The sequence below is a fragment of the Streptomyces sp. NPDC017940 genome, from assembly GCF_044328435.1.
Classification (GTDB): Bacteria; Actinomycetota; Actinomycetes; order Streptomycetales; family Streptomycetaceae; genus Streptomyces.
The window spans coordinates 598,603-622,690 of record NZ_JBIRHJ010000006.1 but is presented as its reverse complement, the minus strand read 5'-3'; the positions used below and the strand labels follow the sequence as shown (position 1 = coordinate 622,690).

Genomic DNA, 24,088 nt, shown 5'->3' with positions numbered 1-24,088 from the left:
CTCACTTCTGGAGTACCGCCAGGTCCTGCTTCGCCGTCGGCACCGACACCGTCCCCCTGTCGTCCGGCAGGGTCTGGACCGTGAACATGGGGATGCCGTTCTCGGGCAGCTCCAGCGTGCGGGCGGCGTGCACCGGGCCGCCGGACTCCGGCTCCAGGGTGAGGGCGTAGGACCCCTCGAGGCCGGACGGCACCGGCGGGTCGACACCGAGCGTCGTGCCGCCCTCGACCGTGTACGACTTGGTGACGGGCTCCCCCGCCTCCGAGCCGGCCGAGGCCGTGACCTTGACGCGGGCCGTCTCCCCGGGGGCGACGAGGGAGAGCGTGGAGCCCTTGGCGCGGTTGTCGGGCGAGGTGGCGCGGTCGCCGACCGGGGCGGTCGCGGGGATGAAGGCCGTCTCCTGCTTGTCGCCCTTGCCGCGGGTCACGCGCAGCGCGGCGACCACGGGGGCCGCCTCGTCGGTGGCGGTGGGCGTGAGGAGCAGCGAACCCGCCTCGCCCTTGGTGACGTCGCCCAGGTCGACGGCGGCCGTCATACCGGCCTTCACGTGCAGTGTCTCGTGCCCGGCCGGGGTGATCGGGCCCGTCGGGGAGGCCAGCTGGACCTTCAGGTCGGCGTCGGCCTCACCGGGCGCGAAGGCCACCAGGCGCGCGGACGTGGCGTCCTCGGGGATGCCGGGCAGGACCAGGCGGGGGGCGGGGTCGGTGGCGGCGGGCAGCCAGTCGCCGCCGAGTTCGTCGTCCGCGGAGTGCACGGCGGCGGCCACGCGTCCGCTGCGCGCGACGACATGCGTCGTGACGTCGGTGTACGGCTTGCCCGCGAGCGTGGAGAGCAGCACCGGGACGCTGGAGTGCGGCTGGATCTGGATGGACTGGCCGACGTCGGCCTTGATGGCGCCGTCACTGCCGTACAGCTCGACGTCGACGACCGCCGCCGCGTCGTCCGGGTTGATGAGGTGCATGTAGTCGCTGCGGCCCTTGGCGGTGCTGGTGCCGGGGAACCAGAACTCGGTGTCCGGGGCGACGCAGTGGGCCCCCTGGAGGCCGCGGCCCGCGCCGGCGGTGACCGTCGTGGTCTGCTGCACGGACCAGCCCGGCGCGAGGGCGCCGTCGGCGCCGCCGACGAGCGCGGGCGCCTCCGCCCCCGACTCCTCCCCGGTGACGGGCTTGCCCGGTGACTTCTGGGTCAGGAACGGCTTGACGTCCTCCGCCCGCCCCTGGTCGCCCTGGTGCGCGTCCGTCAGCGCCTTGGGGGCGGGGCGCAGCACGGCCGAACCGCCGCCCGCGGCGCCCTCCGAAGCGGGCGTGAAGGCCGTGTACTCCGTCTCGGCGAGGTCCGAGGTGCTGGGCTCGGGGCACAGCAGACTGGTGCGCTCCACGGGGAGCCGCTTGGCGGTCTTCGCGGGGCCCGCCTCCTCGGAGCCGGTGACCGAGGCGAAGCCGGTGAGGGCGGCGAGGGCCGCCGCCACGGCGATCAGGGACACGGTGCTGCGGTTCACTGCCGGCTCCCGTCGGGGTGCTCGCTGTCGGTGCCGTGCGGGGGGCGCGGCGGCGTCGGCGGGGTCTCTTGGGCGTGGGTGGCGTCGCCGGGGGCGTAGGCGGCGTCGCCGGGGGTGTACGTGGCTTCACCGGGGGCGGCGTGGGTGTTGCCGGGGGCGGCGTGGGCGTCGCCGGGGGCGGCGGCGGCGCCCTGCCCGTACGCCTGGCCCTCGTACGGCTGGCCGTAGCCCCGCTGGTCGCCGCCGTACATCCCTCCGTAGGCGTACGGGTCGTACTGGCCGCTGTGCGCGGGGCCGCCCGGGTCCGCTTGGTACGGGTCGGCTTGGTACGGGTCCGCTTGGTACGGGTCGGCTTGGTACGGCTGCTCGTAGGAGCCGTACTCGCCTTCCCGGTGGCCCTGGCCGTCCCGGTAGGGCTGGCCGTCCCGGTAGGGCTGGTCGGTGCCGTACGCGGCGTGGTCGGCGCCGGTCGGTGCGGTCTGCCACGCCTCGTGCCCGGGGGTGTGCTGGGCGGGGACGGCGCCGAGGCCTGGCTCGTGAGCGCCCCCGTGCGCCCCGTACACCCCGTACGCCCCGTTCTCATTGGGTTGGCCCGGCGCCCCGGCCCCGCCCACCTGCGTGGCCTGTTCGCTCTGGGCCCGCAGCCTGCGGGCCCTGCGGCCCTCGCCCGCGACGGCCTGGGCGGGCACCGGGTGCTCCTCGGGCAGGTCGTCGTCGACGTCGCGGCGCCGCCCCGGCAGGGCGAGGACCACCAGGACCACGGCGAGCGCGCCCTGCGCCCACAGCCAGCCCGTGTGCGCGACCGACCGCTCGTACGTGACGTCGAGGTGGCCGCCGGACGCGGGCAGCTCGAAGCCCTGGGCCCAGCCGTCCACGGTGGTGCGGGTCAGCGCGTGGCCGTCCAGGGTGGCCGTCCAGCCCGCGTCGGCCGCGTCGGCCAGGCGCAGGACACGGCCCTCGTCGCCGTCGGGGAGCGAGGTGTGCAGCTCGACCGGGCCTGCGGCGACCGGCTCGGGGTCACCGGACCTCGGCACCATGGCGGCCCGCGCGACCTGGCGGTCCACGCGCCACAGGGCGCTGCCGTCCTCCTGGCTGAGCCGGGTCAGGCCGGGGGTCGAGTCGAGGGTGCGGCTCAGCCCGCGCGCGGCTCCGTCGCGGACCAGGACGTAGCGCACCGCGTAGCCGCCGAGCTGGTCGGCCTGGTCGGCGCCGGAGCCGGCGAGGAGGCGGGCGACGATCCGGTCGAGCCGCCGGTGGGTGCCCTTGGCCGCGGCGATCTCGGCGTCGCCGAGGCGGGCGCCGGAGCCGCGGACGAGGGTGTACGCCACCTCAGCGGGCGACGCGCCGTCCAGGACGAGGGTGCGGGCCTGGTCCTCGGTGCCGCTCTCCTCGGCGACGAAGGCGGGCACCTGCACCGGGTCGCGCCGCTCCAGGGGCCCGTCGGCCCCGGCGATCATCCACCCGCCGGCCGCGGCCAGCGGGCCCACGGCCGCGGCGAGGGCGATGAGCGCGGCCACCGGCTGCCGCCAGCCGAAGCTCTGCTCGGCCACGCGCGCGCGGGCACCGTCCGCGCCGAGCGCGGCGGCCGCGAGGAGCGCGATGCCGTACGCGAGCGTGGCCGGTCCCGCCCACACCGAGCGGTTCGACAGGACGGCGAAGAGCAGGGCGACGAGGGCGGCCGCCCACGCCGTGCGCACCGCCGTCTGCCGCTCGCCGCGCAGCAGCGCGCCGAGCGCGGCGAGGACGATGCCGGCGAGGAGCGGACCGCTGACCGTGCCGGGGCCGCCGGGACTGGAACCGAGCAGGTCGAGCGGGGACGCGGAGCCCTTGCCGTACTCGAGTCCGGCCTCCCTGAAGAAGCCGAGGGGCAGCAGGGAGAGCGACCAGGGCGCGAGGAGCAGCAGCGGGGTGCCGAGCGCGGCAAGGACCCGCAGGCCGTACGCGGTGATGTCGGCGCGCCGCACCGCGAGCAGGGCGAGGCCGAGGACCAGGGCGATGGGCCACACGATCGGCGTGAAGGCGGTGGTGACGGTCAGGAGCAGCGCGTACGCCCAGGTGGCGCGCCAGCTGCCGCGGGCGCCCTCCGGCGCGGCGAGGCCGCTCGCCGCGACACCCGCGCGCGCGATGAGCGGCAGCAGGACGGCGAGGACGGCGGTGCCGATGTGTCCGCCCGCGAGCGCGCCCGTGGCGGCGGGCAGGAACGCGTACGCGACGGACGCCCACGCGCGCAGCAGCCGGGACTCCACGAGCGGCCGGGAGGCGAAGTAGGCGGCGATGCCGGCGAGCGGCACGGAGCCGACAAGGAGCACCGTGACGGCCAGTCCGGCGGAGCCGAGGAGCAGGGAGGACAGGAAGGCGACGAGCGCCACGTACGGCGGTGCCGCCTCGGTGCCTCCGATGCCCACCGGATGCCAGCCGTCCAGATAACGCGACCAGAGCGCGGAGGCGTCGGCGGGCGCCGGGAGCAGGGCGCCGCCCGCGAGCGCGCCGCCGCCGAGCAGGGCGCGGCAGGCGATGAGGGAGATCAGAAGCAGGAGCAGGAAGAGCAGGGGTCCCGGCTTGCGGGCGATGCGCTTCAGGCGGGCGAACTGCTCGATCTCCAGGAAGTCGGCGTCGTCGCCGCCGGGGCCCGACTCGACGGCGCCGTGCCGGCCCGCGGCGGACGCCTCGGTGTCGGAGTCGCCGACGAGATGGGCAGCGAACTGCTCCGCCGTGGCGCGGACGGTGGCGCCGGGCGGCGGGAACAGGGGCCGCATCTCGCTCGCGTCGAGTGCGGGCCTGCCGCGCTTCTTGCGTCCCGCGAGGATCCGCTCGGGCCGCAGCAGCGTGCTGAAGAGCCCTGCGACTTCGTCGAGTGCCTGTCCCGGGGCCTTGCCGACGAGGTAGGCGAGTGTGCGCAGGACCGTGCCGAGCACGAGTCTGACGAGGACCCAGGGCAGGACGGCGGTGCGGGAGTTGACCAGGAGGGTGTACGCGGCGCCCGCCTTGTCGACGCGGTGCGGTGAGGAGGCGGTGCGGCCGACGCAGTCGACGGTGCGGCGCTCGCGCGACGCGGCCTCGGCGTGCCGGACGACGGCGTCGGGGGCGACCAGGACGCGATACCCCTCCGCGTGCGCGCGCCAGCACAGGTCGACGTCGTCGCGCATGAGGGGCAGCCGCCGGTCGAAGCCGCCGAGCCGCTCGAAGGCCTCGCGCCGGATCAGCATGCCCGCCGTGGACACGGAGAGCACGGGGCGCACGTGGTCGTGCTGGCCCTGGTCCTGCTCGCGCCGGTCGAGGCCGGTCCAGCGGCGGCCGGAGTGGGCGATGGAGACGCCGACTTCGAGCAGCTGCCTGCGGTCGTACCAGCCGCGGAGCTTGGGGCCGACGATGGCGATGTCCTGGGGGTCCTGGCCGAGTTCCCGCTCGTTCTCGACGGCGCGCAGGAGTTCGGCGAGGGCGCCGGGCTCGGGCGCGCAGTCGTCGTGCAGGAGCCACAGCCACTGCTCGGGCTCGCCGTGCGGCAGTTCCGGCAGGTCGTACGTCTCGTCGCGCCAGGTGCGGCTGACCGGGTCCCAGCCGCTGGGGCGCTTGAGGTACGGCAGGTCGTCCGGGGTGAGCACGGCCGCCGTGCGGACGGCTTCGTCGACGGCGGTGCCGAAGCCGGAGCGGCGGGCGAGGTGCAGCACGCGGTCCTGGCCGAGGGCTTCGGTGAGCAGGTGCGCGGAGTCGTCCGCGCTGCCGGTGTCGGCCGCGACCGCGTTCTGTACGGGGCGGTCCTGGCCGAGGAGTCCGGCGACGGCGTCGGGCAGCCAGCGGGCACCGTCGTGGGAGACGAGCACGGCGGTCACGACGTGCCGTGGGAACTCGGGCGGGTTCCCGGAATCGAACCCGGCCGCGCGGGACGGGTCGAACCCGGCGGCAGCGCCTTCGTGGCCTGCCGGGTGGCTGTGCACGGACATCGAGGTACGGGCCCCGGTTCGCTGGACTGCGGTGGACGCCGGCGCTCCGTGAGGAGGGTGTGGCGTCTCGGACGGGGCCCCACACTAACGGCTGGCACCACAACAGCCCGCCGCCTGTGGATAACCCTTGGGCGACGGGCTGTTCTCGGTGCGGTGCTGCGGGGGACGTGGGCGTTCGCGGGCCGGCCGTATGGTTTCTGACCGGCCGGTCCGCCGGCCGGGGGTCAGACCGCCGCTTTCTTCAGGCGGCGGCGCTCACGCTCCGACAGACCGCCCCAGATGCCGAAGCGTTCGTCGTTCGCGAGAGCGTATTCAAGACATTCGGAGCGGACCTCGCAGGCGAGGCAGACCTTCTTCGCCTCGCGGGTGGAGCCGCCCTTCTCGGGAAAGAAGGACTCGGGGTCGGTCTGGGCGCACAGTGCGCGCTCCTGCCAGCCGAGTTCCTCGTCCGCGTCCTCGACCAGCAGTTCCTGAACCAGCTCGGTCATGTGCGCCCCTCGTCTGTCTTCGCGTCCCCGTGATGCTGCCGTTACCGATGTCGGCTGAACGACACGAGTGAAATTACAAGTGCGCCGATCCGGGCCAGTCAAGCCGAGATCTGCTATTGGGCCCCTTATTCACTCTGCGGAACCAAGGCTTTGCGGAAAGTGTTCAAATCTACCTAAACCATGACACCGGTCGGCGACCCATCCGGCGCATGCTTCGCGATGAGCTCTCCATGACAGGGACGCCACGACACTCACTCCCGTTGCATCGGACGAAACCGAAGCGAACCGGATCACATTCGGATCACAGGATCACAACGGTGGTCGACCGCCGGTTGACGCGCCGGTTGACGCGCCCGCGAGCGCCGGGTCATGCGGCTTGTGTCCCGGAAGGCGCTGCACAAACCTTTCAGCGGGCGGGGCAACCGGATGAGGTGAAACATGGTCCGCATTTCGGACATGTAGTTGACACCAGGGGTGTGAACCGCTGTCCTGGTGGGCATGCTCGCGAAATTGGCGCTTTCCGCGACCCGCCCCGGCGGGTCTTCCGGTGCTGCCCCCGCGCGCGGTCTGTGCAGCTGTCTCTGTACGTGCGCCTGTCCCAGCTGTTGAGGCGACCCGCCTCCGGCTGCTGAGCCGCACCGCATCTCCTCCTCGAGCCCCTTCCGCAGGGCCCCGGCGGTCCTCCAGAGCGCCTCGACCGCCCTCCGCGAGGCTCCGTACACCCCTTTCCTGCGACACCCCAGCACTCACAGGTTGAGGAACCACCGCACCATGAACAGCGACAGCGACCTCCAGATCGCCGGCGACATCCTCGAGGTTCCGCACCTCCTCCAGCCCGCGCGCGAGCACCCCGTCACCGTGGCCGAGTTCGCCGGTCTGGCCCGCGCCATCGCCGCCGACCGCTCCCAGTGGGAGCACCTCGTCCAGTACGACGCCACCAGCCGCTGGTACCACCGCCTGCGCAGCGGCCCCGGCTACGAGGTGTGGCTCCTGTCATGGGTGCCCGGCCAGGGCAGCGGGCGGCACGACCACGGGCGCTCCAGCGGTGTCCTCACCGTGCTTCGTGGCGAGTTGACGGAGCGTACGGACCGGGGCACGCGGGCGCTCGACGCCGGCGCGCAGCGCGTCTTCGCGCCGGGGTACGTCCACGAGGTCGTCAACGACGCCCTCGAACCGGCCGTGAGCCTGCACGTGTACTACCCCGGCCTGACCGAGATGCCGATGCACACCGCCCGCTGCGAGGCGCGCGCGCCGCAGGATCCCGTGACCGCCTGACACGATGTCGTACCCGCCTGCGATGCTGGGCGCATGCGCATTGTGGTTCTGGCAGGCGGCATCGGCGGCGCCCGTTTCCTCCGTGGCCTCAAGAAGGCCGCGCCCGACGCGGCGATCACGGTCATCGGCAACACCGGTGACGACATCCACCTGTTCGGCCTGAAGGTCTGCCCCGACCTCGACACGGTGATGTACACGCTGGGGGGCGGCATCAACGAGCACCAGGGCTGGGGGCGGGCCGACGAGACCTTCAAGGTCAAGGAGGAGCTCGCGGCGTACGGCGTCGGACCCGGCTGGTTCGGGCTCGGCGACCGGGACTTCGCCACGCACATCGTGCGCACGCAGATGCTCGCGGCCGGATATCCGCTGAGCGCCGTCACCGAGGCGCTGTGCGAGCGCTGGCAGCCCGGTGTGCGGCTCATCCCCATGTCCGACGACCGCGTCGAGACGCATGTCGCCGTCGAGGTCGACGGCGAGCGCAAGGCCGTGCACTTCCAGGAGTACTGGGTGCGGCTGCGCGCCTCCGTGGACGCGCACGCGATCGTGCCCGTCGGCGCCGAGCAGGCCAAGCCCGCGCCCGGCGTCCTCGAGGCCATCGCCGACGCGGACATCGTGCTCTTCCCGCCGTCCAACCCCGTGGTGAGCGTCGGCACGATCCTCGCCGTGCCCGGCATCCGCGAGGCCATCGCCGACGCCGGGGTGCCCGTCGTCGGCCTCTCCCCCATCGTCGGCGACGCTCCCGTGCGCGGCATGGCCGACAAGGTCCTCGCCGCCGTGGGCGTCGAGACCACGGCCGCCGCCGTCGCCGAGCACTACGGCAGCGGCCTCCTCGACGGCTGGCTCGTCGACACGGTCGACGCGACCACCGTCGAACGCGTCGAGTCGGCCGGCATCCGGTGCCGGGCCATCCCCCTCCTGATGACGGACGACGACAGCACGGCGGCGATGGCGCGCGAAGCGCTGAAGCTGGCGGAGGAGGTCCGGACGTGAGCGGGCGCGACGGGGCGCCTCCGGCGCAGGGGGCCGGGTTGCCCTCGGCACAGGGCTCTGCCGGGGCTTCGGCGGCGGGCGCCGGTGGGGGGCCGCGGGGGCAGGGCCCCGGCGGGGGCTCGTACGCAGGAGGTCCTGCGGTTCCTCAGGTACAGGGGGTGGCGGCCGGGGGGTCTTCCGTGCAGGAAGGTGCGGTGCCTTCGGCGCACGATGCCGTGGGGCCCTCGGGGCGGGGGGCCGGGGGGTCTTCCGTGCAGGAAGCTGCGGTGCCCTCCGCACACGACACCGCAGCGCCCTCGGCCCGGGAAGCCGGAATGCCCTCCGCCCAGGAAACCGCGGCACCCTCCGCACACGATGCCGCGGTGCCTCCGGCGGCTGGCGCGTTTCGGGTGTGGGCGGTCGGGGGGATCCCCGAGGTGCGGGGCGGGGACGATGTCGCGAAGTTGATCGCCGCGGCCGAGCCGGAGCTCGCCGACGGCGATGTCGTGCTCGTCACCTCGAAGATCGTCAGCAAGGCCGAGGGCCGCGTCGTCGCCGCGACCGACCGGGAGGCGGCGATCGACGCGGAGACCGTGCGCGTCGTGGCCCGGCGCGGCTCCCTGCGCATCGTCGAGAACCGCCAGGGGCTCGTCATGGCCGCAGCCGGCGTCGACGCCTCCAACACCCCCGCGGGGACCGTGCTGCTGCTGCCTGAGGACCCCGACGCGTCCGCCCGCGCCGTCCGGCAGGGACTCAAGGACGCGCTCGGCGTGGACGTCGGCGTGCTCGTCACCGACACCTTCGGCCGCCCCTGGCGGGCCGGTCTCACGGATGTCGCCATCGGTGCCGCGGGCGTGCGCGTCCTCGACGACCTGCGTGGCGGCAAGGACGCGTACGGCAATCCCCTCAGCGCCACGGTGGTCGCCACCGCCGACGAGCTCGCCGCCGCCGGCGACCTGGTCAAGGGGAAGGCCGCGGGGCTGCCGGTCGCCGTGGTGCGGGGGCTCCCCCATGTCCTGGTGGGCACCTACACCAGCCCGGAGGGCACCGCGGACAGTCCGGGTGCCGACGCCGCCGGGGACCGGGGGGCGCGTGCCCTCGTGCGTGACGCCCGGGACGACATGTTCCGGCTCGGCACCTCCGAGGCGGTGCGTGAGGCGCTGTCCCTGCGGCGGACCGTGCGCGAGTTCACCGACGAGCCCGTAGACCCCGGCGCCGTCCGGCGTGCCGTCGCCGCCGCCGTCACCGCGCCCGCGCCGCACCACACCACGCCCTGGCGCTTCGTCCTCCTGGAGTCCGCCGCCTCCCGTACCGAACTGCTCGACGCCATGCGGGACGCGTGGGTCGCCGATCTGCGCCGGGACGGCAAGTCCGAGGAGTCCATCGCCCGCCGGGTGCGCCGCGGCGACGTCCTGCGGAACGCGCCCTACCTCGCCGTGCCCTGTCTCGTCATGGACGGTTCCCATGCGTACGGGGACACGCGGCGGGACGGCGCCGAGCGGGAGATGTTCGTCGTCGCCGCCGGGGCCGGGGTGCAGAACTTCCTCGTGGCCCTCGCCGGGGAGCGGCTCGGTTCCGCGTGGGTCTCGTCGACGATGTTCTGCCGGGATGTGGTGCGGGACGTTCTCGGGCTGCCGCCGGAGTGGGACCCGATGGGGGCCGTGGCCGTCGGACACCCGGCTACCGCTCCGGTGGCGCGGGCCGGGCGGGCGGTGGAGGACTTCTTGGTGGTGCGGTAGGGGGTGCCGGGCTGAGGGGCTCTCCGCGGAGCGGGTGCGGGCGGGAAGGCTTTCGCCAGTACGGGTTGGCAGGGTGCCGGGGGGCGGCCCGGACGTCTCACAGGAGGCCGATGTCCGTCCTCGGCATCCGCGGCTTGCGGCGCGGGGGGACCTGGCCGCTGAGGAGGATCAGGCGGGCCGCCCGGTGGCGCTGGCCCTCGTAGGGGGCGAGGAGTTCCAGCATGCGGGCGTCGTCCGCGGTGCGGTCGCCGTCGAGGGCGTAGCCGACGATGCCGGGGAGGTGGAGGTCGCCGACCGTCACCTCGTCGCAGGCGCCGTTGCTGCGCTGGACCGTCTCCGCGGAGGTCCAGGGGCCGATGCCGGGGATCACTTCCAGGCGGGCCCGTGCCGCCACCGGGTCCATCGCCGCCGCCTCCTCCAGGCGCGCCGCCACCCCGACCGCCCGCAGGATCGTCGACGCGCGCTTGTTGTCCACGCCCGCCTTGTGCCACTCCCAGGACGGGATCAGGGACCACGTGCGCGGCTCGGGCATCACATGCATCCTGGCCTGCGGCGGGGTCGGTCCGGGTGCGGGTTCGCCGTACTTGCGGACCAGCAGGCGCCAGGCCCGGTACGCCTCGTCCGCGGTGACCTTCTGCTCCAGGATCGACGGGATCAGGGATTCCATGACCAGGCCCGTACGGGTCAGGCGCAGGCCGTTGCGGCGGCGCCAGGTGTGCGCGACCAGGCGGTGCCGGGGGGCGAAGTCCTCCGGTGTGTCGGTGGCGCCGAGGAGCTGCGGGAGGCGGTCGAGGAGCCAGTCCGCGCCCGCTCCCCAGGCCTCCGCCTCCGCCGTGCCCGCGCGCAGGGCGACGCGGAGGGTGGCGGGGCCCGCCGGGGTACGGGTGGCTCGCCAGATCGAGCCGTCGGGGGTGGTGCGGAAGGTGGGGTCCGCGGGGCCCCTTCGCAGGGGGCCGAGGGTGATTCCCAGGTCCACCGGGGCCTGGGGGGTCCAGGTGCGGCGGGTTCCGATGGTGGTGCGCGGGGTGGGGGTGCCTCGGTGGGTCGTGGTTCCGCCGCCGCGCACGGTGGTGCGGGTGGGGCGGGGGGCGAAACGGGAGGACACCTCGTCGAGGGTACGGGTTGCTGCCGCGCGGGGCGCCCCCTGCATCCACCGGAGCGCTCCGTACACGGGCGCCCCTTCCCGAACCAGGGGCGCTACGCCCCCTGGGCCCCGGCCCCTTGTCGGCGCTCCGCGCCTCGTCCTCAAACGCCGGACGGGCTGAGGGCGGGCTCCTCGCGGCCCCGGTGCGGAGGTGAAGGGCGGGCGGGGAGGGCGCCGCGCGGCGCCGGTTCGGTGGCGGCGTGCACGCCCGGGTGAGCCCGCACAGGGGCCTTCGGCCCGGATGCGGGCGCTGAACTGAAGGGCGGGCGGGGAAGACGCCGCGCAGCGGCGGCTCGTTGCGACGTGCCCGCCGGGCGAGCCCGCCAAAGAGACCCCGCCCCCGGGCGCGAAGGGCGGGCGGGTGGGGGAAAGCGCCGCGCAGCGGCGATTCGTTGCGGCATACACGCCGGGCAAGCCCGCCCGGGAGACCCCACCCCCGGGCGTAAAGGGCGGGCGGGTGGGGGAAGACGCCGCGCAGCGGCGATTCGTTGCGGCATACACGCCGGGCAAGCCCGCCCAGGGGACCCCGCCCCCGGGCGCGAAGGGCGGGCGGGGGAAGACGCCGCGCAGCGGCAGATCGTGGCGACGTGCACGCCGGGCAAGCCCGCCAAGGGGACCCCGCCCCCAGGCGTAAAGGGCGGGTGGGTGGGGGAAAGCGCCGCGCAGCGGTGATTCGTTGCGGCGTACACGCCGGGTGAGGCCGCCCAGGGGACCCCACCCGGGGCGTGTGAAGGGCGGGTGGGTGGGGGAAAGAGGGTGCCTGTCCTGGAGGGCGGTGACCCGGTTACTGGTCGGAGGAGAAGCGGACTGCCCCCGCCGGCAGCCTGGCTTCGCACCACACCCGCGCCCCCGCCCGCAACTCGTTGTCCGCACCGACACGCGCACCGTCGCCCACCACCGCGTCGGTGAGGACCGAGCGGGCGCCCACGGAGGCCCGGGCCCCGATGAGGGAGTCGGTGATGACGGCGCCGGGTTCGATGACGGCGCCGGACAGGACCGTGCTGCCCACCAGGCGGGCGCCCTCGCCGACCACGGCGTCCTCGCCGACCACCGTGCCGCCGGTGAGCTTGGCGTCGGACGCGACGTGGGCGGAGGGCAGGACGAGGCGGTCGCCGCAGCGACCGGGGACCGCGGGGGACGGGGCGCGGCCGAGGACCAGGTCGGCGGAGCCGCGGACGAAGGCCTGGGGGGTGCCGAGGTCCAGCCAGTAGGTCGAGTCGACCATGCCCTGGAGGTGGGCGCCGGAGGCGAGGAGGTCCGGGAACGTCTCGCGCTCCACGGATACGGGGCGACCCGCGGGGATGGTGTCGATGACCGAGCGGCGGAACACGTACGCGCCCGCGTTGATCTGGTCGGTGACGATCTCCTGGGGCGTCTGGGGCTTCTCCAGGAACGCGGTGACGCGGCCGGTCGGGTCGGTGGGGACCAGGCCGTACGCGCGGGGGTCGGACACCTTCGTCAGATGGAGGGAGACCTCCGCGTCGACGCGCTCGTGCTCGGCGACCAGGGCGCGGATGTCCAGGCCGGTGAGGATGTCGCCGTTGAAGATCAGGACCGGGTCCTCGGGGCCCGAGCGCAGGCGCGGGGCGACGTTGCGGATGGCGCCGCCGGTGCCGAGGGGCTCGTCCTCCGTGACGTACTCGATGTGCAGGCCGAGCGCCGAGCCGTCGCCGAAGTAGGGCTCGAAGACCTCCGCCAGATAGGAGGTGGCCAGGACGATGTGGTCGACTCCCGCCGCCCGCGCGCGGGCCAGCTGGTGGGTGAGGAACGGGACGCCTGCCGCCGGGACCATCGGCTTGGGCGTGTTCACCGTGAGCGGCCGCAGCCGGGTGCCCTTGCCGCCGACCAGGAGGATCGCTTCTGTCACCTGTCGTCTCTGCTTCCTGCTGGGGCCGGCCGAGGTGGTGTTCCGGCCGGCCAGTTTATGCAGACGTATGAGCGGACCGCGCGGGGCGGCCGACCTCAGCGGCCCTGGTAGCGGGCCGAAGCGGACCGAGCTGTTCCGAGCTTCTTGTACAGGCGGCGACCGGGGCACTCGGTACGGAACCCGTCTCGGTGGCCGGAGATCACATTGAGTTTGACGGTGCTGCCCTTCTTGTACAGATTGCCGCCGCCCGACTTCAAGTAGGTCTTGCCGCGTGGATCGGCCCCGAACAGGCCGAGCTTCCACGCGGTGAGCTTCGCCACGGCGGTCACCGCGGCCTTGGGCGGGATGGCGGTGGTGAACGATCCGATGACGGCGATGCCCATGCTGTCGCTGTTGAAACCGAGAGTGTGCGCGCCGAGGACCGCCTTGGCCACACCCCCCGCACGGCCTTCGTAGATGTTCCCGCACTTGTCGACGGCGAAGTTGTAGCCGAAGTCACGCCACCCGCTGCTCTTGACGTGGTAGCGGTAGATACTGCGCAGGACGGAGGGCGACTGCGAGCAGCGGTAGTTGTTGCCGGTGGCGCTGTGGTGCATGAAAGCGGCCTTGACGGTCCTGGTGTACGCGAAGTCCCGCTCGCGCAGACTCTCGTCGGCGCCCCAGCCGCGACGCGTGACGATGCGCGGGCGCGGGCCGATGTACGGCTTGGCCCGGGCGGCGTCGGCGCCGTAGGTGTCCGCCAGGTACGCCTCCGTCGCGGCCTTGTCGAGCGCGGGGATGACCGCGGCGCCCATCGGGGCGAGGTCGGCGTTCACCGCGGCCGCGGCCGCGGCCTCGGCGGTCATCAGGGACGTACCGGCGGCGTCCACGGCCTCCGCCGGGGTGCCCTGTGCCGCGGTGTCGCTCTCGGCACTCTCGGTGCTCTCGGCACTCTCGGTGCTCTCGGTGCTCTCGGTGCTCTCGGTGCTCTCGGCGCTCAGCAGGACGCCGTCCGCCGGGGCGTCGGCGGGCGGCGCCGGGTCCTCACCGGGGTCGACGAGTTCCAGGCGCAGGCCGGTGGGCAGGTCGACGTTCTTGTCCACGGGCAGCGCGTGCGCCCCGTACGAGGGCAGCGCGCGCCCGGTGTCCGTGCGCACCCGCACCTCCACACCGTCGGAGTCCCCCACCCACAGCGGTGCCGTCGAGCCGCGGACCCGGCCCGAGTCGCGCTCGGCCGTGCCGGGGTCGGCCGCGTGCTCGTGGTTGTGGGTCTCGACCTCCTGCCAGGGGGACCAGGCGGTGGTGCCGGTGGCGCGGGTACGGACCTGGACACGCCCCTGGAGTTCGACGTCCGGGTCGTCCCAGACGACACCCACCAGGGAGAACGGCTGGACGGCGCGCCGGGTGAGCCCCTGTTCGGGCGGCGCGGCCCCGCCCCCGCCCGCCCGGTCGCGGCCGAGCGGCTCCAGGGGCAGCGACCGGGTACTGCCGGGCAGGGGGTCGGCCGCGGGCCGGGTGACGGCCGCGGAACCGGACGGCGTCAGGGCGAGGGGCAGGGCGAGCGCCGCGGCACAGGTGACACCGATCGAAGAAGAGAGGAATCCACGCATACGACTGATAGTTGGCATACCGGTACATAACTGTCCATCGGGAAAGCCCCGCGGCTGACGGCCCGTCGGCCGCCCCGCGGCCGAACCGGCGGGCCCAACTGAGCAGCGCGCAGCGGCGGCACGCCGCCGCCCGCGTACCCTTGCGGCCGTGAACGCCAACGACCGCACCCCTGCCGACCTGCTGCGATCCGCGCTCGCCGCGGACCCGGGCCGCCCGCTCGTCACGTACTACGACGACGCCACCGGCGAGCGCGTCGAATTGTCCGTGGCCACCTTCGCCAATTGGGTGGCCAAGACCGCCAACCTGCTCCAGGGCGATCTCTCCGCCGAGCCCGGTGACCGGCTCGCGCTGCTCCTGCCCGCGCACTGGCAGACCGCGGTGTGGCTGCTCGCCTGCTCCTCGGTGGGTGTCGTCGCGGACGTCGGCGGCGACCCGGCGGCGGTTGACCTCGTCGTCAGCGGACCCGACCCCGAGAGCCTGGCAGCGGCGCGCGGCTGCTCCGGCGAGCGGGTCGCCCTCGCCCTGCGCCCCCTCGGCGGCCGCTTCCCCCAGGCCCCGGAGGGCTTCGCCGACTACGCCGTGGAGGTGCCGGGCCAGGGCGACCGGTTCGCCCCGTACGCGCCCGTGGACCCGGACGGCACCGCGCTCGCTGTCGCGGGCTTCGAGCTGACCGGCGCCGAGCTGGTGGAGCGGGCCCGCGCCGACGCCGCCGACCTCGGCCTCGCCCCCGGCTCCCGGCTCCTGTCCGCGCGCCCGTACGACACCTGGGACGGCCTGAGCGCGGGCCTGTACGCGCCGCTGGCCGCGGGCGGTTCGGTGGTCCTGTGCCGCCATCTGGACCGCCTCGCCGACGACGGCCTGGAGAAGCGCCTGGAGAGCGAGCGGGTCACGGCGACCGCCCGCTAGCGCTCTCGCCCGCCGTCCCCCGTTCGGCCCAGCGGAGCCCCTGGCCCGCAGGCCCCCCGGCGCGCGGCGGTCCATGGTCGTAGGAGCGAGCAGAGCGAGCTGTGCTCCGACCCGACCAGCCGTGAGGGGTGGACCGCCACGTGACCGACACCGCGCGCACGCCGTCCGAGCCGGGCGACCGCCCGGCCTCGGACACGCCCTGCGCGGCCGCGGACGCGCAGGACGGGTCCGCGGACGCGCGGGGCGGCACCGCGTACGCGCCGGGCGCGGGCGCGAGCCCCACGGGGGTCGGCGCGCGTCGCCGCAGGCTGCGCTGGCTGCGGTACGCGGCGGTGGTGACCGCCGTGCTCGTGCTCGCCGCGGGCGGCCTCGGCTGGGCCGCGTACACCAAGCTCCAGGGGAACATCACCAAGGACACCGGCGCGGCCGCCGAGCTGGCCCGCTACGAGAAGGAGCGGCCGACACCGCTGGTGCACGACGCGCAGAACATCCTGCTCATCGGCTCCGACTCGCGCTCGGGCCCCGGCAACCGCAAGTACGGCCGCGATCCCGGCACCCAGCGCTCGGACACCACGATCCTGCTGCACCTGGCCGCCGACCGGCAGAGCGCGACCGCGGTGTCGCTGCCGCGCGACCTGATGGTGGACATCCCCGGCTGCCGCCGCCCCGACGGCTCCCGCACCCGTGCCCAATTCGCGCAGTTCAACTGGGCGTTCGAATTCGGCGGTACGGCCTGCACGATCCGTACGGTGGAGAAGCTCACCGACATCCGCGTCGACCACCACATGGTGGTGGACTTCGCCGGGTTCAAGGGCATGGTGGACGCCGTCGACGGGGTCCGGGTCTGCCTGAAGGAGCCCATGGAGGACGCCGCCGCCAAAGTCCGGCTCCCCGCGGGGCCGCAGACCCTCGACGGCGAGCAGGCCCTCGGCTACGTCCGCGCCCGCAAGTCGCTCGGCAACGGCAGCGACACCGACCGCATGGACCGGCAGCAGGAGTTCCTCGCCGCGCTCGTCAACAAGGTGCGCAGCAATGATGTCCTGCTGAATCCGGCGAAGCTCTATCCCGTTCTCGACGCGGCCACCTCGTCCCTGACGACGGACCCCGGACTCGCGAGTCTGCGCGGTCTGTACGAACTGGTGCGCGGGGTGCGCACCATCCCCACAGAACGGGTGCAGTTCCTCACCGTGCCGCGGCGTTCCTACACCTATGACGCGAATCGCGACGAGTTGGTCGAACCCGCCGCCGACGCGCTGTTCACCCGGCTGCGCAGGGACGAACCGGTCGAGGTGGTGCGCGCGGCCGCCGCGGCGCACCGCGAGGCCGCGGCCGCCGACCCGTACGGGGACGGCTCCGAAGGCACGTACGAAGAAGGGGAGTCGGGTGCCGCGGACGGGGGCGGCGAATCCGGCGACGGCTCGGGGGCGGACTCGGGGTACGGCACGGACGAGAAGCCCGACGACCCCACCCACGTGCCGAGCCCGGCCCCGACATTCCGGGGGAACACGGCCGACCGGTCCTCCTGCAAGTAGAACGGGCATCTCCGGGGAAGGCCGCTTCTCGGCCGCTTCCCAAAGAAATTGGGTGGATTGCCCAGTTGTAGGGCCCCGGAGGGGCAGTGGAATTTGTCACCGGCGTCGTTGGACGCTGAACTGGGCGGATAGTGTGAGCCGATCCGGTGTTCCGGCCTACCCGGCCGCACACCGCTGTACGACTGACCGAGCGCCTTCTTGAGGGGGGAAAGGCGCCGCGTTGCCCTGACGGAGGACGCAAACAACCGTGGACGCGCAAGGCCGTGGGCCCCACAGGGGAGAGCGAAGCGACTTCCGTGAGAGGGCGGTGGCGGGTGACGGGCGGGCTGAGGACATCGACCCCGCGGACCAGTGGGTGCTCAACCCGCAGACCGGCGACTACGAACTGCGACTGAGTCCCTCCGCGGGGCAGTCGGCGCCGACCGCGGTACCCGGCCCCCGTGGCGGTGCCGCGTCCCGCCCCGGCGCGAACGGCGCGGGGCGACCGGGCGGCAGGCGCGGTCGCGAGGCGGACCCCGGGCAGGGGCGCGAGCGCGGTGGCGGCACGCGGGGCCGTGAGCAGGGTGGTGGCACCCGGGGCCGTGAGCAGGCCGGTGGCACCCGAGGTCGCGAGCAGAGCGGCGGCACCCGGGGTCGCGAGCAAGCCGGTGGCACCCGAGGTCGCGAGCAGAGCGGCGGCACCCGGGGTCGCGAGCAGAGTGGCGGCAGTCGCGAGCAGAGCGGCGGCCGGGAGCACGGCGGCGGTCGGGAGCAGGTGCCCGGGCAGCGCCGGCGGAGGGCCGCGCCGCCGGAGGCCACGGCGGGCGGGCGGCGCAAGCAGCGCCCCAAGAAGAAGACCACCGGCAAGCGGGTCGCCGTCTGGACGGGCGGCACGATGGCGTTCGTGGTCGTCGCCGCGGCCGTGGGCGGCTATCTGTACTACCAGCACCTCAACGGCAACATCACGTCCGTGTCCGACGACGGCGCGGGCACCGGCGGGTTCAGCAAGGACCGCGCCATCAACATCCTGCTGGTCGGTACGGACAAGCGCAGCGGCCAGGGCAACGCGGGCTACGGCGACGAGGGCAGCGCCGGACACGCGGACACCACGCTTTTGCTGCACGTCTCCGAGGACCGCTCCAACGCGACCGCGCTGAGCATCCCGCGCGACATGATCACCGACATCCCGGACTGCCCCACCAAGCAGGACGACGGCTCCACCAAGGTCATCCCGGGCTCGCAGAACGTCCGCTTCAACGAGAGCCTCGGCCAGAACGACCGCACGCCCAGCTGCACGATGCGTACGGTCACCGAGATCACCGGCATAAAGCTCGACCACTTCATGGTGGCCGACTTCAACGCGGTCAAGACGCTGTCCAGCGCGGTCGACGGCGTGGACGTGTGCCTCGCCAAGGACATCGACGACCCCAAGTCGCATCTGAAGCTGCCCAAGGGCAAGCACACGATCGAGGGCGAGGACGCGCTCGCGTTCGTGCGCACCCGGCACACCGTCGGCAACGGCGGCGACCTGAGCCGGATCGAGCTCCAGCAGCAGTTCCTCAGCTCGCTGATGCGCAAGCTCAAGTCCGGGGGCACGCTGACCAGCCCGAAGAAGATGATAAGTCTGGCGGAGGCGGGCACGAAGGCGCTCACCGTCGACTCCAAGATCGGCGACATAATGAAACTCCGTGACCTCGGCATGGAGCTCGGCAAGCTCGACATGAAGAACCTGACCTTCGCGACCATGCCCGTGGTCGACAACCCCGCCGAGAAGACGCCCGTCACGGTCGTCCCGAAGCAGCCGCAGGCCGACGAGCTGTTCTCGATGATGCGCGAGGACGTGTCGCTGACCGAGGTGAAGAAGAAGGAGAAGAAGGAGAAGGCCGCGGTGGCGGCCCGGCTCAAGGGTCCCAAGTCCGACCCCGCCGACGTACGCGTCGACATCTACAACGGCAGCGGCAAGACGGGCGCCGCTCAGGCGACTCTCAGCTGGTTGCAGAACAATGAAGGCGTGACGAAGTCCAGCCAGCAGGGGAATGCGCCGCAGAACCTGGGCAAGACGTCTCTGGAGTACGGTGCCGACCAGGCCGACCAGGCCCGGCGGCTCGCCGAACTCATGGGGCTGCCCGGGGCCGCGCTGAAGCAGGGCAAGAGCGAGAAGAACGACCAGGGGCTGCCCGCGATGGTGCTGACCCTTGGTGCGGACTTCAAGGGCGCGGGGGTGCCCATCACCGCTCCGTCGAAGGCGCCGGACGGCATCCAGAAGGTCGAGGCCGACAAATCCGTGTGCGCCAAGTGACCTGAGACAGTTGTTTCACGTCTCATATGACGCCCCGCGTGGCGGCGGGCCGGTGACCGCCGCCACGCGGGGCGGCGGCAGTGCGCCGCACGTCACCGCGGGGCGACCGCACTTGGCAAGCAGGGCGGGGAGGGGACAGGGATGGGGCAGAGCAGTGTCCGCGGGGAGGGGGCGCCCGCCGCGAGGACCGGCGGTGGGGCAGCCGGTGCCGCCAAGGCCGGGGGTGGGGCTGCCGGTGCCGCCAAAGCAGGCGGCAAGGCACCCGCTGCCGCCAAAGCAGGCGGTACGGCACCCGCTGCCGCCAAAGCCGGGGGTACGGTACCCGGTGCCGCCAAGACCCGGGAAGGGACAGCAGGTGCCGCCAAGGCCCGGGACGGGGCACCCCCCGGCAGACCCGGCAAGCCTCGTGCAGGCGGCGCCGTGGGGTCTGTCGGCAAGGGGGGCAAGGCGGGGCCGCCGGGGAAGGGCGGGGACGGTGGTGGGGGTGACGGCGGGCCACCGCGGCGGCGCAAGCGGCGGATACTGCGCTGGTCGGCGACGGTCCTCTCGGTCCTGATACTCGGCACGGCCGCCGCCGGATACCTCTACTACCAGCACCTGAACGACAACCTGGAGACGGACGCCCTGAACCTGGGGGAGCACCGCGCGCCCGAGCCCACCCCCAACTCCGCGGGTCAGACGCCCCTGAACATCCTCCTGATCGGCTCCGACGCCCGCGACTCCAAGGAGAACCGGAAGCTCGGCGGCGCCAAGGACACCTTCGGCGGACCGCCCCTCGCGGACGTACAGATGCTCCTGCACCTCTCGGCCGACCGCACCAACATGTCCGTCATCAGCATGCCGCGCGACACCCTGCTGACCATCCCCAAGTGCACGGACCCGGACGACGGCAAGGTCTACAAGGAGACCGGGCCGCGCATGATGACGAACGAGTCCCTGGGCCGCGGGGGGCCCGGCTGCACGGTCGCCACCTGGGAGAAGCTGACCAACATCCACATCAACCACTTCATGATGGTCGACTTCTCCGGTGTGGTGTCGATGGCCGACGCGATCGGCGGCGTACCCGTCTGCGTGGACAGGAACATCCACTCGCGCACCAGCGGGGGCAAGGGATCGGGCCTGAAGCTGGAGAAGGGCACCACGAACATCAAGGGCGAGCAGGCCCTCCAGTGGCTGCGCACCCGCTACGGCTTCGAGGACGGCAGCGACATAGCCCGCGCCAAGGCCCAGCACATGTACATGAATTCGCTGGTCCGCACGCTCCGCGAGAACACCGGTCTGACCAGCCCCAACCGGCTCCGCAAGCTCGCCGAGAACGCGACGCGCGCCCTGAAGGTCGACCCGGGCCTCGGCACCGTCATGAAGCTCTACGGCCTCGGCAACGAGCTGAAGAAGGTGTCACCGGAGCGCACCACGATGACGACGATGCCGTTCGAGTACTCCGGTTCCCGGGTGGTGCCCAAGCCCGGTGACGCCGAGCAGCTCTTCCGTCTCGTACGGGACGACATCGCCCTGGACGGCAAGGACGAGCGCAAGCCGGCGAAGGAGAAGCTGTCGGACGACCCGGCGGCGCCGGACGACCGGATCGCGCTCCAGGTCCGCAACGGCACCCGCACGGCCACCGAGCCCCCGGTCAGCCGTCGCGCGAGCGCCGTCGCCGAGCTGCTCGCCGAGAAGGGCTTCACGAAGGCGGCCCCCGACCCCGCGTCGGCACTGACCGAGGCCAGGACCGTGATCCGCTATCCGAGCCTGGAGCTGGAGGGCGACGCCCAGCGCGTCGCCAAGTCCCTCGGACTTCCGCTGAGCGCGGTGAAGAAGTCCACGGACGTCTCCGGCATCACGCTCGTCGTCGGCTCCGACTGGCGCGAGGGCGCCGAGCCGAAGAAGGCGAAGAAGGCGGACGACAGCACGCCCGAGTCCGCGGACGCCCTGAACGGCTCCGAGTCCAAGGCCTGCATGAAGGTGGACCCGAACTTCACCTGGTAGCCGGGCGGCACCCAGGGGGCCGGGTTCAGGCCTCCTGGGTCTTACCCATGACCGCCGGGCGCCGCGAGGCGATGACCTTCCTCGCCAGCGAGCGCGGGCTGGTGAGGAAGCCCCAGCCCCACGACATGTGCATCGTCGCGAGCGCCACCGGGATCCGCAGCCGCGCCTTCAGGGGCAGCCCCTTGCCCGCGGGGACGGAGCCCGCGGCGATCGCGGCGAGATAGCCGCCGGGCACGACGAAGCCGAGCGGCGTCACCAGGGCGCCGACGACCACGCCCGCGGCTATCGTGCAGACGGCGACCGGCGGCGCGAGGTAGCGCAGGTTGATCGAGCCCTGGTGGTAGCGGGCCACGACGTGGCGCCAGCGGCCGTAGTCCTTGTACTGCTTGGCGAGCGCCCTCACGCTCGGTCGCGGGCGGTAGGAGACCTTCAGCTCCGGCGAGAACCAGATGAGGCCCCCGGCCTCCCTGATGCGGAAGTTCAGCTCCCAGTCCTGGGCTCGGATGAACTCCTCGTTGTACCCGCCCTGCTGTTCGAGGGCCTCGCGCCGGAACACGCCCAGGTAGACCGTCTCGGCCTGCTGTGCGGCGCCGCCGGTGTGGAAGGCGGCGTTGCCCACGCCGATCTTCGACGTCATGGCGGCGGCGACCGCGCGCTCCCAGTCGTTCTGGCCCTCGGCGTGCATGATGCCGCCGACGTTCATCGCGCCGGTCTCCTCGAGGAGGCGGACCGCGGTCGTGATGTAACCCGGCGAGAGTGCGGCGTGGCCGTCGACGCGTACCACGATCGGGTGACGTGAGGCCTTGATCGCGGCGTTCAGGGCAGCCGGTGTGCGGCCCGAGGGGTTGGGCACCGTGTGCACCCGGGAGTCCTCCGCGACCAGCGCGGCAGCGATCTCGTCCGTGCGGTCGGTGGAGGGGCCGAGCGCGACGACGACCTCCATCTCGCCCGCGTACTCCTGCCCGAGGATCGCGTGCACGGCTTCACGCAGGTGCCGCTCCTCGTTCAGAACCGGCATGATCACGGATACGGCGGGGGGATGCACGTCGGACTTCAACTGTGCGGCGTCCTTTTCATCGCTCGGCCGGGGGTCCAGGGCTGTCCCCCGGGGAAATGCAGCACCGGGCGTCACGTTACCGCGAACGGGGGACATGGGCGCGCGCCGTCCGGGTCCTGCGCCGGTGCGCAGATCGTATGGACCTACGGTTCTGGGGTGCCCCGCCCAGGACGACGACCGCGGAGGTGTCCTCGCACGTGCCCACGCCGCCCCGCCACCCCGCCGCACCGCCGCGTCCCGCGCGCCCGCCCCGGCCGCCGGGACCGCCGGTGGCGCGGGTGGTCCGGGTGCGGCGGCCGCGCTGGGCCTCGCGGGCGGTGACGGCGCTGTCCGTGGGGGTGCTCGCCGCCGCCGGCATCGGGCACTCCGTCGTCAACGGCCTGGAGACGGGCATCGGCCGCGTCGACGCCTTCAAGGACATGAAGAACAGGCCCAAGCCGGGCAACGGCATGAACGTCCTGCTCGTGGGCACCGACGGCCGCGAGAAGATCAGCCGCGAGGAGCGCGACAAGTACCGCCTCGGCGGGGCTCCCTGCCACTGCACGGACACGATCATGATCGTGCACATCTCGGAGGACCGGGACCGGGCGAGCGTCGTCAGCCTCCCCCGGGACAGCTACGCCGAGATGCCCGAGCACGTCGACCGGAACTCCCGCAAGCACCACAGGGCGCACCCCGTGAAGCTGAACGCGGCGTACGCGGAGGGCGGCCCGAATCTGACCGTGCGCACGGTCGAGCACATGACGAAGGTGAAGATCGACCACTATCTGGAGGTCGACTTCACCAGCTTCATGAAGACCGTGGACGTGCTCGGCGGTGTCGAGATCTGCACCTCCCGCCCCCTGAAGGACCACAACACCGGCCTCGACCTGGCCGTCGGCACCCATGAGCTGAACGGCGGCCAGGCCTTGCAGTACGTGCGCTCGCGGTACGTCGACGCCGCCGCCGACCTGGGCCGGGTGCAGCGCCAGCAGCGCTTCCTCGCGGCGCTCATCGCGAAGACGACGAGCAGCGGCGTACTGCTGAATCCGGTCAAGTTCCGTGACGTCGCCGGGACCCTCCTGGAGTCCGTGCGGGCCGACGAGGGCTTCGGGACGACGGAGATGCTCACCCTCGGGCGGGCGATGCGGAACTTCTCGCCGTCGTCCTCGGAGTTCACGACCGTGCCGATCGGCACGATGAGCTACCGGGTGCCGGGGCTCGGCTCGACCCTCAAGTGGGACGGCGCGAAGTCCCGGAAGCTGTTCCAGGCACTGCGGGACGACAAGCCGCTCGCCGGGCAGCGCGCCAAGCGCAAGGCCGTGGCCGTGCCGGTGTCGCCGCAGCAGATCCGGGTGCAGGTGGACAACGGTACGGCGACGCCGGACCTCGGCACGCGGGTCGACGGGGCGCTGCGCGCCGCCGGGTTCCGTACGACGGGGACGCCGGGCCCGGTCGGGCTCGCACCCGGGGTGCCGCCCGCCGCCCGCACCGTGGTCGCCTTCGACCCCCGCTGGGACCGCTCGGCGAAGTCCCTGGCGACGGCGCTGCCCGGCTGCGCGATGCGCCCTGTCCCCGGGCTCGGCCCGGTCCTCAAGGTCATCGCCGGTACGGATTTCCGCTCCGTGCGGTCGGTGCGGGCCGAAGACGCCTTCCAGGGCGAGTTCGGTGCGGTTACTGGGGACCAGGTGGCGTGCCCCTGACTTCGTCCGGGGGGATGGTGCGCCCCCGTCGGGGGCGCGGGGAACTGCGCGCTCAGCGCGCGACAGGCCGCAGACGCGTCTGCCGAGGGCCGCGCAGACGCGTCTGCGGCTTGTTCGCGGCTGGCCGCGCAGTTCC

15 protein-coding genes are annotated in these 24,088 nt (G+C 73.4%); 8 read left to right on the top strand and 7 right to left on the bottom strand.

Annotation, left to right across the window (positions count from 1 at the left end; translation table 11 throughout):
• Window position 1: 1 nt before the first annotated feature.
• From ACH4DX_RS23715 to ACH4DX_RS23705, 3 genes are all read right to left on the bottom strand, one after another.
• On the bottom strand, window positions 2–1,498 hold the full coding sequence (locus tag ACH4DX_RS23715) for a DUF5719 family protein (protein WP_398156570.1): 1,497 nt from the start codon (window positions 1,496–1,498) through the stop codon (window positions 2–4).
• Complete coding sequence (locus ACH4DX_RS23710) at window positions 1,495–5,439, bottom strand: glycosyltransferase family 2 protein (RefSeq protein WP_398156569.1); 3,945 nt, start codon at window positions 5,437–5,439, stop codon at window positions 1,495–1,497. The genes ACH4DX_RS23715 and ACH4DX_RS23710 overlap by 4 nt, the downstream gene beginning before the upstream one ends.
• A gap of 224 nt (window positions 5,440–5,663) precedes the next feature.
• Entirely contained in the window at window positions 5,664–5,927 is a 264-nt protein-coding gene (locus tag ACH4DX_RS23705; RefSeq protein ID WP_016642094.1) for a WhiB family transcriptional regulator, read from the bottom strand.
• Window positions 5,928–6,698: 771 nt separating this feature from the next.
• Here ACH4DX_RS23705 and ACH4DX_RS23700 point away from each other — a divergent pair.
• The 3 genes from ACH4DX_RS23700 (at window position 6,699) to ACH4DX_RS23690 (ending at window position 9,910) form a co-directional block, all read left to right on the top strand.
• The gene (locus ACH4DX_RS23700; protein WP_398123998.1) at window positions 6,699–7,202 is read left to right on the top strand and encodes a cysteine dioxygenase; all 504 of its coding nucleotides are present in this window, start codon (window positions 6,699–6,701) and stop codon (window positions 7,200–7,202) included.
• Window positions 7,203–7,235: 33 nt separating this feature from the next.
• Entirely contained in the window at window positions 7,236–8,192 is a 957-nt protein-coding gene (gene cofD / locus ACH4DX_RS23695; RefSeq protein ID WP_398156568.1) for a 2-phospho-L-lactate transferase, read from the top strand.
• Window positions 8,193–8,506: 314 nt separating this feature from the next.
• Window positions 8,507–9,910 (top strand): coenzyme F420-0:L-glutamate ligase, encoded by a 1,404-nt coding sequence (locus ACH4DX_RS23690; protein ID WP_398156567.1) that lies wholly within the window; start codon window positions 8,507–8,509, stop codon window positions 9,908–9,910.
• Between the two features lie 97 nt (window positions 9,911–10,007).
• Here ACH4DX_RS23690 and ACH4DX_RS23685 read toward each other — a convergent pair whose 3' ends face one another.
• The 3 genes from ACH4DX_RS23685 to ACH4DX_RS23675 all read right to left on the bottom strand — a co-directional run bounded on the left by ACH4DX_RS23685 (window position 10,008) and on the right by ACH4DX_RS23675 (window position 14,510).
• On the bottom strand, window positions 10,008–11,015 hold the full coding sequence (locus ACH4DX_RS23685) for a DNA-3-methyladenine glycosylase family protein (protein ID WP_398124001.1): 1,008 nt from the start codon (window positions 11,013–11,015) through the stop codon (window positions 10,008–10,010).
• 823 nt (window positions 11,016–11,838) lie between these two features.
• Complete coding sequence (locus ACH4DX_RS23680; protein ID WP_398124002.1) at window positions 11,839–12,921, bottom strand: sugar phosphate nucleotidyltransferase; 1,083 nt, start codon at window positions 12,919–12,921, stop codon at window positions 11,839–11,841.
• A 95-nt stretch (window positions 12,922–13,016) separates the two neighbouring features.
• Window positions 13,017–14,510, bottom strand: coding sequence for a peptidoglycan recognition protein (locus ACH4DX_RS23675; RefSeq protein WP_398156566.1), 1,494 nt, complete (start codon window positions 14,508–14,510; stop codon window positions 13,017–13,019).
• Between the two features lie 148 nt (window positions 14,511–14,658).
• Between ACH4DX_RS23675 and ACH4DX_RS23670 the strand changes: the two genes are divergently transcribed.
• The 4 genes from ACH4DX_RS23670 (at window position 14,659) to ACH4DX_RS23655 (ending at window position 21,213) form a co-directional block, all read left to right on the top strand.
• Complete coding sequence (locus ACH4DX_RS23670; RefSeq protein WP_398156565.1) at window positions 14,659–15,417, top strand: TIGR03089 family protein; 759 nt, start codon at window positions 14,659–14,661, stop codon at window positions 15,415–15,417.
• Between the two features lie 140 nt (window positions 15,418–15,557).
• Complete coding sequence (locus tag ACH4DX_RS23665) at window positions 15,558–16,949, top strand: LCP family protein (RefSeq protein ID WP_398156564.1); 1,392 nt, start codon at window positions 15,558–15,560, stop codon at window positions 16,947–16,949.
• Window positions 16,950–17,256: 307 nt separating this feature from the next.
• Window positions 17,257–19,227, top strand: coding sequence for an LCP family protein (locus tag ACH4DX_RS23660; protein WP_398156563.1), 1,971 nt, complete (start codon window positions 17,257–17,259; stop codon window positions 19,225–19,227).
• Window positions 19,228–19,368: 141 nt separating this feature from the next.
• Window positions 19,369–21,213, top strand: coding sequence for an LCP family protein (locus ACH4DX_RS23655; protein ID WP_398124007.1), 1,845 nt, complete (start codon window positions 19,369–19,371; stop codon window positions 21,211–21,213).
• Between the two features lie 25 nt (window positions 21,214–21,238).
• Here ACH4DX_RS23655 and ACH4DX_RS23650 read toward each other — a convergent pair whose 3' ends face one another.
• Entirely contained in the window at window positions 21,239–22,270 is a 1,032-nt protein-coding gene (locus ACH4DX_RS23650) for a glycosyltransferase family 2 protein (RefSeq protein WP_398124008.1), read from the bottom strand.
• Window positions 22,271–22,467: 197 nt separating this feature from the next.
• Between ACH4DX_RS23650 and ACH4DX_RS23645 the strand changes: the two genes are divergently transcribed.
• On the top strand, window positions 22,468–23,952 hold the full coding sequence (locus ACH4DX_RS23645) for an LCP family protein (protein ID WP_398156562.1): 1,485 nt from the start codon (window positions 22,468–22,470) through the stop codon (window positions 23,950–23,952).
• Window positions 23,953–24,088: the final 136 nt, after the last annotated feature.

Coding starts and splice junctions, on each gene's coding strand:
- ACH4DX_RS23710 (WP_398156569.1), bottom strand. CDS start 5,439: ATGTCCGTGCACAGCCACCCGGCAGGCCACGAAGGCGCTGCCGCCGGG.
- ACH4DX_RS23705 (WP_016642094.1), bottom strand. CDS start 5,927: ATGACCGAGCTGGTTCAGGAACTGCTGGTCGAGGACGCGGACGAGGAA.
- cofD (WP_398156568.1), top strand. CDS start 7,236: ATGCGCATTGTGGTTCTGGCAGGCGGCATCGGCGGCGCCCGTTTCCTC.
- ACH4DX_RS23675 (WP_398156566.1), bottom strand. CDS start 14,510: ATGCGTGGATTCCTCTCTTCTTCGATCGGTGTCACCTGTGCCGCGGCG.
- ACH4DX_RS23655 (WP_398124007.1), top strand. CDS start 19,369: ATGGGGCAGAGCAGTGTCCGCGGGGAGGGGGCGCCCGCCGCGAGGACC.
- ACH4DX_RS23690 (WP_398156567.1), top strand. CDS start 8,507: ATGCCCTCCGCCCAGGAAACCGCGGCACCCTCCGCACACGATGCCGCG.
- ACH4DX_RS23700 (WP_398123998.1), top strand. CDS start 6,699: ATGAACAGCGACAGCGACCTCCAGATCGCCGGCGACATCCTCGAGGTT.